Raw genomic sequence first — 14,269 nt, forward strand, 5'->3', positions numbered from 1 at the left:
ACACACATAAAGACCCTACTCATCTGTAAGGCCGCATTCTTCTTTCCACTTCTTGATAAATAAACTCATCAATTCATGCCGCTCATCAGCAAGCTGCTTTCCTGCATGAGTGTTCATCAAGTCTTTTAATTTGAGCAGTTTTTCTTCCATATGCTTTAGCACAGAGCCCTGCTGCGTGTCCTCTGTATAATGGGGCTCACCTGTAGCGCCAGCATACGTAAACACTCTAGCGATACCGCTTGCTCCTATCGCATCCAGCCTATCGGCATCTTGAACAATGGCCCCCTCTAACGTCATTGGCTTAAACTGCTTATGCCGATGACGAAAAGACATCGTTGTAATGATGTCCATGATATAGCGGACATCCCGCGTGTCCAATTCCCACAAAAGGAGCTGGTTCTCAAGCTGCTTTTCAGTGACCTTCCATTCACTTGACAGCTTTTCATCAATGACATCATGTACAATCGCTGCCATCTCGATGATAAATAGAGAGCCGCCTTCCTGATTTGCAATACGGACGGCAAGCTGGCGCACACGAGCAACATGAGCCGCATCGTGTCCAGTCGGTTCATCCTTCAGCCTGTCTGAAACAAAGGAGGCAGCTGCCTCCAATTGTTTTCGCTGCATGACTGTCAGCATCTTATTTGTTGAGCAGAGCGATGATTGAGCTTTCTAATTCTTTTGGTGGTGTTTTCGGCGAGAATCGTTCAATAACTTCTCCGTCTTGGTCCACGATAAATTTTGTGAAATTCCATTTCACTGTTTTTGTCCCAAGCACACCTTTCGCTTGACTTGTTAAATGCTTGAACAGCGGGTGCGCCTCTTCGCCTTTGACATCTACTTTCGCAAACATAGGGAAGGTCACTCCATAATTCAAAGAACAGAATTCTTGAATGGCTTCTTCTCCTTCTGGCTCTTGGTTCATAAATTGGTTACACGGAAATCCTAAAATTTCAAGGCCCTTTTCATGATATTGATCATATAACTCTTGTAATTGTTTAAATTGAGGAGTCAGCCCACATTTGCTTGCTGTATTTACAATAATGAGCACTTTTCCTTTATAATCTGCCATCGATTGTTCCTGACCGTTAATGGTCTTGACCTGAATATCATAAATTGACATCTCATAGCCTCCTAGGATTCACTTTTTCCTATCGTAACATGCTTCTTTTAGAAAATCGCTTTTTATGCTCCCGTTTAAAAGAGTCCTGTTACACTGCCGTCTTCTAATAAATCCATTTCAAGAGCCGCGGGTTTTTTAGGTAATCCAGGCATTGTTAAAATGCTTCCGGTTAAGGCTACAATAAACCCTGCTCCTACAGACGGCTTTAACTCTCGAATCGTAATGGTAAAGCCTTTAGGTCTGCCGATTAAAGCTGGATCATCCGAAAGAGAATATTGTGTTTTTGCCATACAAACCGGTAAATGAGCCCAGCCGTTTTTTTCAATGGCAGCCAGCTGCTTTCTTGCTTTAGTTGTAAGCGTGACCCCATCTGCCCCGTAAACCACTTTGGCCACTTTAGATAACTTTTCTTCGATGGAATCATTCTCTTCATACAAATAGGTAAAGTTGTTCTTTTTCTTTTCAATGAGTGCTGCTAGTTCCTCGGCAAGAGCTGTCCCGCCTTCGCCTCCTTCTTCCCATACATTCACGGCTTTGACTGGATGGCCATGTTTGCCGCACCAATCTTCTATCGCTTGAATCTCTTCTTTTGTATCCGTCATAAACCGGTTTACCGCGACGATATATGGAAGACCAAAAGCTTGCACGGTTTCAATATGCTTTTCTAAATTATGTATACCTTCTAATACGGCGTGTGCATTCTCTTCTTTGAGTTCGGTTTTCTTCATTCCGCCATGCATCTTTAATGCTCTCACTGTTGCGACAATGACAACTGCACTAGGTTTGAATTCACCAGCTCTTGTTTTAATGTGCAGGAACTTTTCTGCTCCAAGGTCTGCACCAAATCCAGCTTCTGTAACGACATAATCAGCTAATTTTGCTGCCATTTTGGTTGCAATTAAACTATTGCATCCATGTGCAATATTAGCAAAAGGACCGCCATGGACAAGGGCTGGGGTTCCTTCAATCGTTTGAACAAGGTTCGGTTTGAGTGCGTCTTTTAAAAGTAGCGTCAGAACACCTTCATATCCAAGTGCTCCCACTGTGACTGGCTCGCCTTCTTGATTATAGGCAACAACAATAGAAGAAAGACGTTTTTTTAAGTCGCTTAAGTCTTCTGCTAAACAGAGGATCGCCATCATTTCGGAAGCCACTGTAATATCAAATCCGTCTTCTCTAGGATACCCATTTAACTGACCGCCAAGTCCGACAACGACCTGTCTTAATGCACGATCGTTTAAATCAAGCACCCGCTTCCACACAATGCGCCGCGTGTCGATACCGAGTTCATTTCCGTGATGGATATGGTTATCAATAAATGCAGATAAGGCGTTATGTGCAGATGTAATGGCATGAAAATCCCCTGTGAAATGAAGATTGATTTCTTCCATTGGCAGCACCTGTGAATATCCTCCGCCCGCTGCTCCGCCTTTAATCCCCATTGTAGGACCTAATGATGGCTCACGCATCGCAACGATCGCTTTTTTGCCAATTTTTTCAAAGGCTTGACCAAGGCCGACAGTTACGGTGGATTTCCCCTCACCTGCTGGCGTAGGGTTAATCGAAGTGACAAGAATCACGTGTCCTTCTTTTTGTTTCTTTAAACGGTCAAAAATAGTCAAAGATATTTTCGCTTTTGTGAAACCATAGCATTCTAATTCTTCGTCATGTATTTGCAGCTTTGCTGCGATGTCTTGAATCGGTCTCAGCTTAGCCTTTTGGGCAATGTCAATATCAGATAAATGCTTTGTGATCATAACAAAATGGCCTCCTTTTTTTACAGAAACAGCATTCTTTTTTGCTCTATTTTTCATTGTAACATAATTGAAACATTGAAATATCGCCAGAAAGTTCCTATAATGAAGTGAAATTAGCTTTGGTTCAGGGGGTGGCGAGTTGCCTATTAACATACCAGTTCATCTGCCGGCAAAACAAATACTAGAGAGCGAAAATATTTTCGTCATGGATGAGACAAGGGCATTCAAGCAAGATATCCGTCCTTTGAATATCGTGATCTTAAATTTAATGCCAAAAAAAATACAAACTGAAACGCAGCTGCTGAGAATGCTCGGAAATTCTCCTTTACAAGTGTACTTCACGTTTTTGATTCCAAGTACACATACACCGAAGAATACGTCGAGAGAGCATCTAGATGAATTTTATACGACCTTTGAATCGATCCGCCATAAAAAATTTGATGGAATGATCATCACTGGCGCACCAATTGAGCACTTACCTTTTGAAGAAGTTTCTTATTGGAAAGAGCTGCAGGACATTTTGGACTGGAGTAAAACCAATGTAACGTCTACCCTTCATATTTGCTGGGGTGCACAGGCAGGTTTATATCACCATTACGGGATTGAAAAAATCAAGCTTCCCGAGAAAAAATTTGGTGTATTTGAGCATATTGTGAAAGAGAAAAAAGAAAGATTAGTCAGAGGTTTTGATGAAGTATACTATGTCCCACATTCTAGGCATACAGATATTAATACAGAACAATTAAAAAACACGCCGAATTTGAAAGTCTTGAGTATGTCTGAAGAAGCGGGTGTTTGTTTAATTGTTTCAGATGATGATAAACAAGTATTTTTAACTGGACATCCTGAATATGATACAGATACATTGATGCAGGAATATGAAAGAGATTTGTTGAAACATGATACAGTCCAAAAACCTGTTCACTATTTTATAGAAGATGGTGACACATTAATCCCAGTAAATCGCTGGAAAGCCCATGCAACCTTATTGTTTATGAATTGGCTAAATTATTATGTTTATCAAGAAACACCATACGTTTGGGAATAAAATAGACTGTGGTCTGATGATAAATCGTCAAAATGTGTTAAAATACAAATGGCTCTGTCTTCCATTATCAATTGAATCTGTTTGTTTTTTAAAATTAGTTTAATTCTTTCGTAACGAATGATATGCTCTAACTGTTTATATGTTATCTTTATGTATATGTAGACCTATGAGATTAATAGTTTTCGTACGAAGTTTTGTTGTTGTTGATTACATTTGAGGTGAATATTCTTGAATACCAATAAAAAAATATTAATCTTGACCGCAAATTATGGAAATGGACATATGCAGGTAGCAAAAACACTGTATGATGAATGCAAATCCCAAGGGTTTGAACATGTTGTAGTTTCTAATTTGTATCAAGAATCGAATCCCATTGTGTCAGAAGTGACTCAATATTTATACTTGAAGAGCTTTTCCATTGGGAAACAATTTTATCGCTTGTTTTATTACGGTGTAGATAAAATTTACAATAAACGCAAATTTAACATTTATTTAAAGATGGGAAATAAGCGTCTCGATGAATTAATTCAGTTACACAATCCGGACATCATCATTATTACATTCCCGATGATTGTTGTACCAGAATACCGAAACAAAACCGGTAAAGTGATTCCGACTTTTAATGTCATGACAGATTTTTGTCTCCATAAGATTTGGGTACATGAAAACATCGACCGATACTATGTTGCAACCGATTATGTGAAACAAAAATTAGTGGAAATCGGCACACATCCAAGCGATGTCAAGGTGACAGGTATTCCTATTAGACCACAGTTTGAAGCAGACGTGCCAAAATCGATGATCTATAAGAAATATGGATTATCATCAGATAAAAAAGTTCTTCTCATCATGGCCGGTGCTCACGGTGTACTAAAAAATGTGAAGGAATTATGTGAGGCGCTGCTTCTCGACAGTGAAGTACAAATTGTTGTTGTATGCGGAAAGAACGCCGCGCTGAAACAATCGCTTAGCGTTCTTGAACAAGCACACCCAGATCAATTGAAGGCGCTTGGATATGTGGAACAAATTGATGAATTGTTCAGAGTAACAGATTGTATGATTACAAAACCAGGCGGCATTACTTTAACAGAAGCAACTGCAATCGGTGTCCCGGTCATTCTTTATAAGCCTGTCCCTGGACAAGAAAAGGAAAATGCTCTTTTCTTTGAGGATTATGGCGCTGCCATTGTCATTAACCGACATGAAGACATTTTAGAATCTGTGACCAACTTGCTGCAGGACGAAGAAAAATTAGAAACAATGAAACAAAACATGAAAAAACTGCACTTAAAACAATCTTCTCAAACCATTTTGGAAGATATCGTTGAGCAGTCAGATCTCATCATGAATAACAAAACATATGCTCGCGCATTATCATAAAAAGGTGTCCGTCATTGACGGACACCTTTTTCCTCACCCTTGATTTCCATTTGTTGTGTATACTTCTTCAAACGGCTGAACGACAACAAAGCCGCTTCCGGTAAACTTCATTTGAATGGACTCTCCGCTTCCCCTGCCAATAAACGTTTTAAAGGAAACATCTGTCACAAATTCAGTTTTTAAATCCCCTGACCACGCAACAGTCGCATTCGGATCTGTATAAACAGAATCACCCGGCTGAACAATGAGTGTCAGCGGCTCATAATGACTTGTGATTGCAACTAAGCCTGCCCCTTCTAATTTGACATTAAATAATCCGCCTGCAAGCATACCAGACACTTTTTTCATCAATTTGATATCCCAGCGGACAGATGGTTCAAACGCAAGCAGGTCGTTTCCATTCACAAAAATGGATTCTCCTTGTGCCAAACGAAGAATCGAGATTTTTTTACCTTGATCTGCCACATATAATTTCCCATCACCTGTCGCCTTCATTAGTGAGGTGCCTTCTCCTGAAAGCATTTTTTTGAACATCTTGGAGACGCCGTGCTCAAAAACACCTTCACGTTCAAATTTGATTTTCCCTCGATAGGAAACCATGGAACCCGTTTTTGCCCAAATCGTGTCAGTCAAATTAATTTCTAAAAGTCTTGGTGTTTCAAGTTCGAAGACCCCTTCTCCTTTATCTTCTTGCTGCGTATTCTGAACAAATTCTTCAAGTGTATAACGATTCATGATTGCACCTCTTTCTGTATTTTTTTTTATATACGGACAAGCTGCACGTGAGGTTCCGAAAACGTTTTATATTTCATTGTTATTCACCAAAAAAACAAAAAAATCAAACATTCTGCTCAAAATTTGGCTCGCCTGCTTGACGCTTTACTTTTGATGGTGTATAGTGGAACCATCATTTAACAACTGCAAAGTCGTTAGGTGATGAAAATTTTTTTTAGTATGCCAAAAGGTGTGCTACAGTACTAGGAGGAAAAAGCAATATGCAAAACGGTAAAGTAAAATGGTTCAATAATGAAAAAGGTTTCGGCTTCATTGAAGTTGAAGGCGGAGACGATGTATTCGTTCACTTCACAGCTATCGAAGGTGACGGCTACAAGTCTTTAGAAGAAGGACAAGAAGTTTCTTTTGAAATCGTTGAAGGTAATCGTGGACCTCAAGCTGCAAACGTAACAAAAATCTAATCAACTAAATCAATGATGAAACGACAAAATAAAGAGAGGCATATGCCTCTCTTATTTGATTTTCAGCTGAATTTCAATTGCTAAAATATTTTGCTTCAGTCGTTGTTCAATTTCAGAAATATCTTTTTCGAGAAAAGGTCTTCCCTTCTTTGCTACATCTACTAGCTGCTCTAGATCGCTGTATACCTCTTGAAATGTTCGATGTAATACCGTTTCGAAATCCTTATTATCCATGCCGGCCTTCCCCTTTTCCTCTATTATCCGTCACTTAGTCAAAAAGTAACTCAACCAAAACTTTCTATAGTTATATCGGCTCATTTTTCAGAATATGTTCTCTTTTTACACATTCTATCCGTTTTTTTTCATGAGCGGATGTTTGAGCAGGGAAAACCGGGGCGGCAGCCGCTTACTTTTTAAGCAGCGTCTGTCCGTATTCTTTTATTTTCTCTCCTACTGTGCATTGCTGAATACAAAAGGAGTGGGCGTATTTTTTTCCATATTCTTTTCGAAAGTGCTTCTTAATCAAACAATCTGAACAATACGTGTCTTGGAGATCCGTCAATTCTTGTACTGCTGTTTTTTTATCCACATTATTCAGCTCCGTCTGCTTCTAATTTCAATTTACTTTCAATTGGAACGTCTGCAAGCATCTGCCTTGCAAGCTGATCCGCTTCTGCATTTTGTTTACGATCGATGACTTCATATGTTGGCGTAAGCCTCAGCTCCTTTAAAGCCGCTTCAATCCGGTCGAGCCATTTGTTATGTATATCATCATAACAAGGCCATTCTCCTTTTAACTGATTCATGACAACAAGTGAATCGCCTCTAATCGTGACAGAATTTCTGCTTGCTCCAAGATCTTTTAAAGCTTTGACAGCCTCAAATAAAGCCGCATATTCTGCTTCATTATTGGTGATTCCTTGGAAGGGCTGATTTTTTCTCAAACGATAAGCATCTTCTCCGAGCTTATAGTAAACGACAACCCCAAGACCAGAGTCGCCTGTTTCTTTGTGAAAACTTGCATCAAAATAGACCTGAAGCTGATCAGGTTCAAGCTTTAGTTCTTCATTTAGTTTTTCAAGTTCTTTAATAGACCACATCGCCCCTTTTTCATCTTCAAATGATAGGAGTGACTGTGGTTCTTTTTTGTCGATATGTTTTGCTAAAATCAAGGCCTCTTTTAGCTCCATCCAATCTTCTTGGAAAAAAGCAATGGACCCAATCGATTTCACTTTCATTGTATAGTGTGCTCTTAATTTCATTGATCACATCGCCTTCCCGTACTTTTAAGGTAAACGTTCGTTATGCTATAATCAAAAAGTTACATTTCACAATGAGAAAGGAAGTTCATGTCACTTGTTTAATGAAGGTATTTGGATCTTATTTGCGATCATTAATTTTATCATTGTTCTTCTATTTTATAAAGGATTTGGCAAGATGGGCCTTTTCGTCTGGATTGGCTTTGCGACGGTTGCTGCAAATTTACAAGTGGTCAAAACCGTTGAATTGTTTGGCTTAACGGCAACACTTGGAAACATTTTATACGGCAGTGTATTCTTTGCAACGGACGTATTGAATGAAAAATATGGACAAAATGAGGCGAGAAAAGCTGTCTGGATTGGTTTTGCCACTCTTTTAACACTAACCGTTGTCATGCAGGAGGCTTTACTTTTCCATCCCGCTCCATCCGACATTTCTCAAACATCCCTGGAAACCATTTTTGGCTTTATGCCAAGGGTCGCACTTGGCAGTCTTGCTGCTTATATCATCAGTCAAATGTTAGATGTTTATGTATATTCGTTTATTCGCCGGATATTTCCTTCCGATGGTGCGCTCTGGGTGCGCAACGCTGGAAGTACGATGATCAGCCAGCTGCTTGATACACTGATCTTCACAACAATTGCCTTTCTTGGCACCTATCCATTTCATGTATGGATCGAAATCTTCATCACGACTTATGTGATTAAATTTATCGTCGCCGCGATTGCGACACCATACGCGTATGCAGCGAAAAAAATGGTTCCGCTTGATGAAAGGGTGAAATAAATTGCCAGCTGAAATATACATTGATGGTGCTAGCGCAGGTAATCCGGGTCCTTCTGGCATCGGCATTTTCATTAAATATGATGGAAAGGCAGAATCTTTCTCGATTCCTCTTGGATCAATGAGCAATCACGAAGCAGAATTTTCCGCTCTCATTGAAGGGATGAAAATCTGCGTAGAAAAAGGACTGCGATCCGTTTCGTTTCGAACAGATTCACAGGTAGTTGACCGTGCAGCCAATGCAGGATTTGCTAAAAATCCAGCCTTTCAGCATTTTATAAAAGAGATGATCGAGCTTCAAAGCCAGTTTGATTTATTTTTCATTAAGTGGATTCCAAGCAAGGAAAATCAAGTAGCTGATCAGCTCGCTAGAAAAGCGATTCACCTTTCTAAAGGATGAATCGCTTTTTTTCGGTTATGCTAATGTATGAGGTGATACTGATTGGATAAAGAAAATAAAGGTCGTGTCACAAATGGGACAACGCCTCAAGGTGATGCGCAAACAAAAGATAAGCAGCCACTATCTCAGCTCGAAAATAGAGCGAAGAAAAGCAATACAAAAAGATGAATTTAGGGATCAGCTTAGCTGATCTCTATTTTACTTAACCGATTCACCATCGGTTCAATTCCTTTGATTTGATGGTATCGCAGCATGGCAGCAGCCCGTTCTTGATTGATGTTCACCTTCGTCTCATCTATTGGACAGCTCAGCGGGACATCACATTTGATCTCTGCCAATAAACGGGAAAGCTTCAAATCTTCTAATCCTGTTTGCATTTTCTTTTGCTGGGCAGCCGTTAGTTCATGAACATTTTCTAATAATCCGTCAATGGTTTGATATGTTTGAATAAATTTTAATGCTGTTTTTTCGCCGATTCCTTTGACGCCTGGGTAATTATCACTTGAATCCCCCATAAGTGCTTTCATATCGATCAGCGCCTTTGGAGAGATGCCCATTTCCTCTTCAAATAAAGCTTTAGTATAATGTTTATAGTTCCCAATTCCTTTTTGCATTAGAGCAACCGTCACTTGTTCATTCAATATTTGCAGCAAATCTCTGTCCCCAGTTAGGACAGTCACACGTGCTTCATTCTGATAGACTGCCGCCAGCGTGCCGATACAATCATCTGCCTCAAAGCCCTTTATACCAACGTTTACAATTCCTAGTTCTTCTGTCGCTTCCTTTGCTAAATCGAATTGCGGAATGAGCTCGACAGGTGCCTCTCCTCGATTTGCTTTATAATCTTGAAACAATTCATTTCGGTATGTTTGGCTTCCCATATCCCAGCAGCAAACAATATGGGTTGGCTCAAATGTTTGAACAGCGGTTAATAAATGCTTCAAATAGCCATTTACTCCATTCGTCGGGACACCGTGATCATTTATCATAAAATTTCGATGGACAGCCGTTGCATAAAACGATCTGAATAGAAGCGCCATGCCATCAACAAGCAATACGTGTTTATTCATTCTTATAAACTCCCTTTTTCAAAACAATACTCCTATTCTATCATAGAACATAGAATTCGACATAAAAAAGGCGCCTTCTTCTTTTGGAAAAGAAGTGGCACCTGGGGATTACTTTTGACCGTATTGCATTTTTTTCGATTCTGCTTCTGCGTAGGACGGCATCTCTTTTTGTTTAGGGTGACGCTCATCCTGCTTTTTTGCATGCTGTTTTTTTTCCATCATCATTCCCCTTTCTCGGTTCACTTGTTAAGATGACCAAAAAAGAGAAAGTTACTCTTTACTTCTGTTTTCGTTCGACATACTCCCTGACCATATCAATCGTGACATGCTTACGCAGCGGAACAATTCCGCCTCGTGCAAGCTCATTCATCTTCGAAGTAATTTCATTGATCTCGTCAGTTGTAAATGGCTCGTTTTGCTCACACTTCAAAACAGCAGTCTCTATTGCCTGCTCTCTTTTCTGCTCAAGCGCAAGAAACGATTTGATATGAGCATTCTGTTTTTGTGAATGTGCGGAAATTTCTTCGTGTACGCTCGTCATTTTTTATCAACTGCTTTCTTTTTTATATAGTCTATCATGAATCAAATGGTTTTCAACTGGTTCTTCCATTCATTTGTTTGCTTGTATACTTGTTCTATCATCGCCTGCTCTTTCGCATCTGTCGTTAAGCTCATGATAAATGTTTGTTTTTGTTCACTCAGCTGCTTGAGCGCTTCTGTTTCATATCTTTCAGTAAAGGTCTTCACCATCATATCGTATCTGCTCTGTAGTTCTTCTTTTTCTTTATCTGCCCATTTCGTCGTTAACTGGAAAAGAACATCTCGAATCGATTCTATAAACGCTGCCTTCCCGTTCTGTTCAAAGAAAGCTTTCGCTGATTTTTGCTTCTTTAAGAGCGGCTCAAACGGCGTCAGGTCCGCTTCCACTTCAATTTGTTTCAGCGCGGCATTTTTCTCATCTGGCGGCGACAGCCGGAGAGAAAAGTAAGGATCTTCTGCACACGCAGCCTGCAATCCTTTCTCCCACTCCTCTTTGAAATATTGAGTGATAAACGATTCCATTCGAATATCAAGCGCTTTTATCTCCTGTACAAATTCAAATTCATAATCCTTTAGCGCCTGTTCAAGCGCTTTTTTCAACTCCTGTCTGAAGTCCCCTTGAGATATTCCAGGATAAAAGGCTGTCTTTAACAGATCATTTGCATAAAGTGACAAGCGCTGAACAATGTGGTAAAGCTGTTCGTGCAAGTCCTTTTTCACACTTTCTGTCACTAGCTTAGATCGTTTAATATGACTCATATGATCAACGATCGCTTCATAGGATGAGTCTATCTTTTTCTTTTCTGCTTGCTTTTCATCTTCCGACTGATGCAGCGTCTCATGCAGCTTGTCAACTGTTCTACATAATGTACTAGCTTCAAAATACAGAAGCTCAATCGCATCTTTCGTTAATTCTTCCTCAATAAAATAGTCGAGCTGTGTTCTAAGCTGTGCATACTGGTTATAAGGCGACTGTCCCTTTCCTTCGATCTCTTCCTTACTCGATACGTGATGAAGGTTTGGATGCCGGATGCCTTCTTTTGTGAGCTCATTTTTCACATAGTCAAAGACGGTTTCAAGCTCTGTTTGATCCTTTGCGAGGTCAGCTGCATTGATAATAAAAAACATTTTATCCATGCTAAATGAATCTTTTACAAGCCCGAGTTTACGTAAAAATGACCGGTCTGCTTTTGAGAAAGAATGCTGGTAGTAAGTTAAATAAAGAAGGGCATCAGCATCCTTCATATATTGAAAGGCAATCTCTGTGTGACGTTTATTCATACTGCTGGCGCCTGGTGTATCAACAATCGTCAGTCCTTTATCTGTTAAAGGTGTACTTAAATAGACCGTCACTTCCTTCACCACACAAGAAACAGCCTCTTCAGCCACATATGGCTTTAATTCTTGCAGGGTGACATTGAGCGGCGTTTGTTTTTGAATCGAATCACGGAACGTTTCATGAGCGTTTAAAAAATGGTCAACAATGATGCGGTGATCCTGTTCAAGCACTCTTTTTTTCAGCGTCCGCTCGAGTTTCGCTTGAAACGTATCTCCCTTTTCTTCTGTTATAGAATAACCGAGAATTTGATCGAGCTCCTCTAATATTTCCTGCTCGGTTTTAAACACCACTTTCACACTTTCATGCGGATGGTCTTCTGTCGGCCGGGTCAGCTTATTGATCGTGGCCGTCGTTGGTGTAGGAGATGATGGCAGCACCTTTCTCCCAACAAGGGCATTGGCAAACGAAGATTTCCCCGAACTAAAAGCACCGAATAAGGCAAGTGTAAATTCCTTCGCTTGCAGCCGCTTTATTCGTTTTTCAAAGGACTTTCTTTGAGACCCAAGCGCGTTTAATGGCATTAAAATTTGAGAAAGCTGCTCAAACTGGTCAATCGACTGCGCTGTCGGGATATGCTGTGATTGTCGCATTTGATCAAGCTTTATCTGCTGCTGATTTTCATTTTCGCTTTCTTCGGTATGAGTTGATGCTTGATTCTGATTTAGCTCGTCATGCTGCATTCGGTGTTTTTTCACATAAAACCAATCTTCTTCGATCTGCTCATTTGTTCCGTTTTGCCATATATCCCATACATGCTCAATATCTTTTCTGATTTGATCATTTTTTTCCATGCATTGCTCCAGCGCTTGGAGCTCCTGTGCTGCCTGGACCCATTTTTCTTGGTGCTTTCCCTCTTCATTCATGAGCTGGGTTTTCAGCATCTCGGTCATTTGTTCAATCAATGGTATTGCTTTCTGTTTCGTCTGTCTTTTCAGTGCTTCACCCGCATCTTTTGCATATTGCAAAACGTATTCATTTGAAAATGTCGCACCGTGATGGATCACGTTTTCGAGCAGTGATTCTTCTACAGGTGTTTCAAATGCCATCACTTGATTTAATAGCTCTTCACCAAGCTGATGTTTCTTGACTTCTTTTTTGAGCAGCTCAGCAATATGCCAGTCTACTTCTGCTTTCATTCTTGCTTTGACATCTGCTAAGAACTCGTTCGCCCGCTTTTCTTTTTCCTGCTCGGTTTTATTTTTAGCGAACAGCAGACCTACCTTAAAGCCAGGTGCTTTCGATTCAATATAATCACTTGCGAGCTCCCTCATTTTAAATGGGGTTAGATTTGCATTTTTTAAAATGTTCTCGACTTCAGAAGACACTTCATCTTCTAACTGTTTTGCTCCATTTTCAATGAAGCTGCTTCTCGCTTCAAGTTCCTTCACTTCTTTTCTTTTTTCTTGAAGCTGTAAATCCAGATCCTCTTCCTGCAGCTCTTCTTTTAATGAGTCAATATGTTCTTTTAAAACATGCTCTATTTTCTGCTCGGTATAGGCGCGAAGCGATGCTTTCGGCAATGTTTGTAATTCTTGCAGTTTCTCGATTAAACGAATCATTTCGTTTCTTGGATGCGATTCATCGGTTACAGATGTAAAGTATAGATGTTCTTCTTCAATGCCTTCTTTTTGAAGCATATCAACTACTTGATTTTTGTAGTCTTCAAATGCTGTCTCATGCTCATCATGTCGATCGACTTGATTGACGATGAAATAAAGATTTGGCACTTTCTCTTTAATGGAGCGAATGAAACGAATGTTTTCCTCAGAATGAACATGGTTGTAATGAACGACATAAAAAAGAGCATCTGCTTGATGAAGAATAGACGCAGCAGATAAAAAGTGAGCATGATCCGTTGAATCAATTCCGGGCGTATCAATCACTGCTACCTTTTCTTCCAGTCCTCTATAGTCCCCGCTAATTTCCACCATTTCAATCTGTTCTCCATCCTTACAAAAACGCTGAACTGCTTCTTTATCATAAGAACCGCTCATTTTTGCAAAGCGGCCATCTGAGGTGTGAAGCTTTACTTCACTCTTCCCTTTCCTCACGACGACCAAGTTGGCACTTGTTGGAATTGGACTCGTTGGCAGGATGTGATCATGAAGCAGATGATTCACAAGAGATGACTTTCCAGCTGAATAGTGGCCGGTAAATGCGATATACACTTCTTCTTCTGCTTCCTTTTTGATAATCGATGCAAGTTTGGCTGCGCGTTCATGATCATCCCTTTTAAGAAGGCTTTGATATAAAGCACCTGTAGTTTGAACGAGCGAATCTCGAATAGACAAGTCTTCCATGACGATAAACCCCTTTGTTTTTAGAAAAGTCAGTTATGTATGTGATACCATTTTACACAAAATGAAGAGATTT

The 14,269-nt window shown here is 40.0% G+C and carries 16 protein-coding genes; 6 read left to right on the plus strand and 10 right to left on the minus strand.

Annotated features, from left to right (window positions below; translation table 11 throughout):
* Positions 1–15 precede the first annotated feature (15 nt).
* From NSS65_RS10210 to NSS65_RS10220, 3 genes are all read right to left on the minus strand, one after another.
* The gene (locus tag NSS65_RS10210) at positions 16–627 is read right to left on the minus strand and encodes an HD domain-containing protein (RefSeq protein ID WP_231122788.1); all 612 of its coding nucleotides are present in this window, start codon (positions 625–627) and stop codon (positions 16–18) included.
* A 13-nt stretch (positions 628–640) separates the two neighbouring features.
* Positions 641–1,123: a glutathione peroxidase gene (locus NSS65_RS10215; RefSeq protein WP_342467266.1), complete on the minus strand. Its 483-nt coding sequence runs from the start codon at positions 1,121–1,123 to the stop codon at positions 641–643.
* Positions 1,124–1,197: 74 nt separating this feature from the next.
* The gene (locus tag NSS65_RS10220; protein WP_326134795.1) at positions 1,198–2,880 is read right to left on the minus strand and encodes a formate--tetrahydrofolate ligase; all 1,683 of its coding nucleotides are present in this window, start codon (positions 2,878–2,880) and stop codon (positions 1,198–1,200) included.
* A 139-nt stretch (positions 2,881–3,019) separates the two neighbouring features.
* Here NSS65_RS10220 and metA point away from each other — a divergent pair, with 139 nt between their 5' ends.
* Together metA and NSS65_RS10230 are read left to right on the plus strand one after the other, a co-directional pair.
* Positions 3,020–3,928, plus strand: coding sequence for a homoserine O-succinyltransferase (gene metA, locus NSS65_RS10225; protein ID WP_024428133.1), 909 nt, complete (start codon positions 3,020–3,022; stop codon positions 3,926–3,928).
* Between the two features lie 228 nt (positions 3,929–4,156).
* Positions 4,157–5,308 (plus strand): diglucosyl diacylglycerol synthase, encoded by a 1,152-nt coding sequence (locus tag NSS65_RS10230; RefSeq protein WP_024422744.1) that lies wholly within the window; start codon positions 4,157–4,159, stop codon positions 5,306–5,308.
* A 33-nt stretch (positions 5,309–5,341) separates the two neighbouring features.
* On the opposite strand, the gene NSS65_RS10235 is transcribed toward NSS65_RS10230, so the two are convergent.
* Positions 5,342–6,043 carry an AIM24 family protein gene (locus tag NSS65_RS10235; RefSeq protein ID WP_024428131.1) on the minus strand — a complete coding sequence of 234 codons (702 nt, stop codon included), beginning with the start codon at positions 6,041–6,043 and terminating at the stop codon, positions 5,342–5,344.
* A gap of 260 nt (positions 6,044–6,303) precedes the next feature.
* Here NSS65_RS10235 and cspD point away from each other — a divergent pair, with 260 nt between their 5' ends.
* Complete coding sequence (cspD, locus tag NSS65_RS10240; protein ID WP_003215784.1) at positions 6,304–6,504, plus strand: cold-shock protein CspD; 201 nt, start codon at positions 6,304–6,306, stop codon at positions 6,502–6,504.
* Positions 6,505–6,555: 51 nt separating this feature from the next.
* Here the strand turns inward: cspD and NSS65_RS10245 are convergent, their stop codons facing one another.
* From NSS65_RS10245 to NSS65_RS10255, 3 genes are all read right to left on the minus strand, one after another.
* Complete coding sequence (locus NSS65_RS10245; protein ID WP_008346368.1) at positions 6,556–6,738, minus strand: hypothetical protein; 183 nt, start codon at positions 6,736–6,738, stop codon at positions 6,556–6,558.
* Positions 6,739–6,910: 172 nt separating this feature from the next.
* The gene (locus tag NSS65_RS10250) at positions 6,911–7,093 is read right to left on the minus strand and encodes a zinc-finger domain-containing protein (protein WP_024422748.1); all 183 of its coding nucleotides are present in this window, start codon (positions 7,091–7,093) and stop codon (positions 6,911–6,913) included.
* A 1-nt stretch (position 7,094) separates the two neighbouring features.
* On the minus strand, positions 7,095–7,766 hold the full coding sequence (locus NSS65_RS10255) for a ribonuclease H family protein (RefSeq protein ID WP_024428130.1): 672 nt from the start codon (positions 7,764–7,766) through the stop codon (positions 7,095–7,097).
* A 94-nt stretch (positions 7,767–7,860) separates the two neighbouring features.
* Between NSS65_RS10255 and NSS65_RS10260 the strand changes: the two genes are divergently transcribed.
* From NSS65_RS10260 to NSS65_RS10270, 3 genes are read left to right on the plus strand one after another with little or no spacing between them, the layout of a single operon-like run.
* Positions 7,861–8,550, plus strand: a complete 690-nt coding sequence (locus NSS65_RS10260; protein ID WP_024422750.1) for a queuosine precursor transporter — start codon at positions 7,861–7,863, stop codon at positions 8,548–8,550.
* Position 8,551: 1 nt separating this feature from the next.
* The gene (locus NSS65_RS10265) at positions 8,552–8,947 is read left to right on the plus strand and encodes a reverse transcriptase-like protein (protein ID WP_041109559.1); all 396 of its coding nucleotides are present in this window, start codon (positions 8,552–8,554) and stop codon (positions 8,945–8,947) included.
* Between the two features lie 42 nt (positions 8,948–8,989).
* Positions 8,990–9,115, plus strand: a complete 126-nt coding sequence (locus NSS65_RS10270; protein ID WP_003215584.1) for a hypothetical protein — start codon at positions 8,990–8,992, stop codon at positions 9,113–9,115.
* A gap of 14 nt (positions 9,116–9,129) precedes the next feature.
* Here NSS65_RS10270 and NSS65_RS10275 read toward each other — a convergent pair whose 3' ends face one another.
* From NSS65_RS10275 to NSS65_RS10285, 3 genes are all read right to left on the minus strand, one after another.
* A complete protein-coding gene (locus tag NSS65_RS10275) occupies positions 9,130–10,017 on the minus strand; it encodes a 5'-3' exonuclease (protein ID WP_144496170.1) in 888 nt (295 codons plus the stop codon).
* A gap of 277 nt (positions 10,018–10,294) precedes the next feature.
* Entirely contained in the window at positions 10,295–10,558 is a 264-nt protein-coding gene (locus NSS65_RS10280) for a YpbS family protein (RefSeq protein WP_024422753.1), read from the minus strand.
* 41 nt (positions 10,559–10,599) lie between these two features.
* A complete protein-coding gene (locus tag NSS65_RS10285) occupies positions 10,600–14,196 on the minus strand; it encodes a dynamin family protein (protein WP_144496171.1) in 3,597 nt (1,198 codons plus the stop codon).
* Between the last annotated feature and the right edge of the window lie 73 nt (positions 14,197–14,269).

It is taken from the genome of Bacillus sp. FSL K6-1006, assembly GCF_038593175.1.
In the GTDB taxonomy this organism is placed as follows: Bacteria; Bacillota; Bacilli; order Bacillales; family Bacillaceae; genus Bacillus; species Bacillus safensis.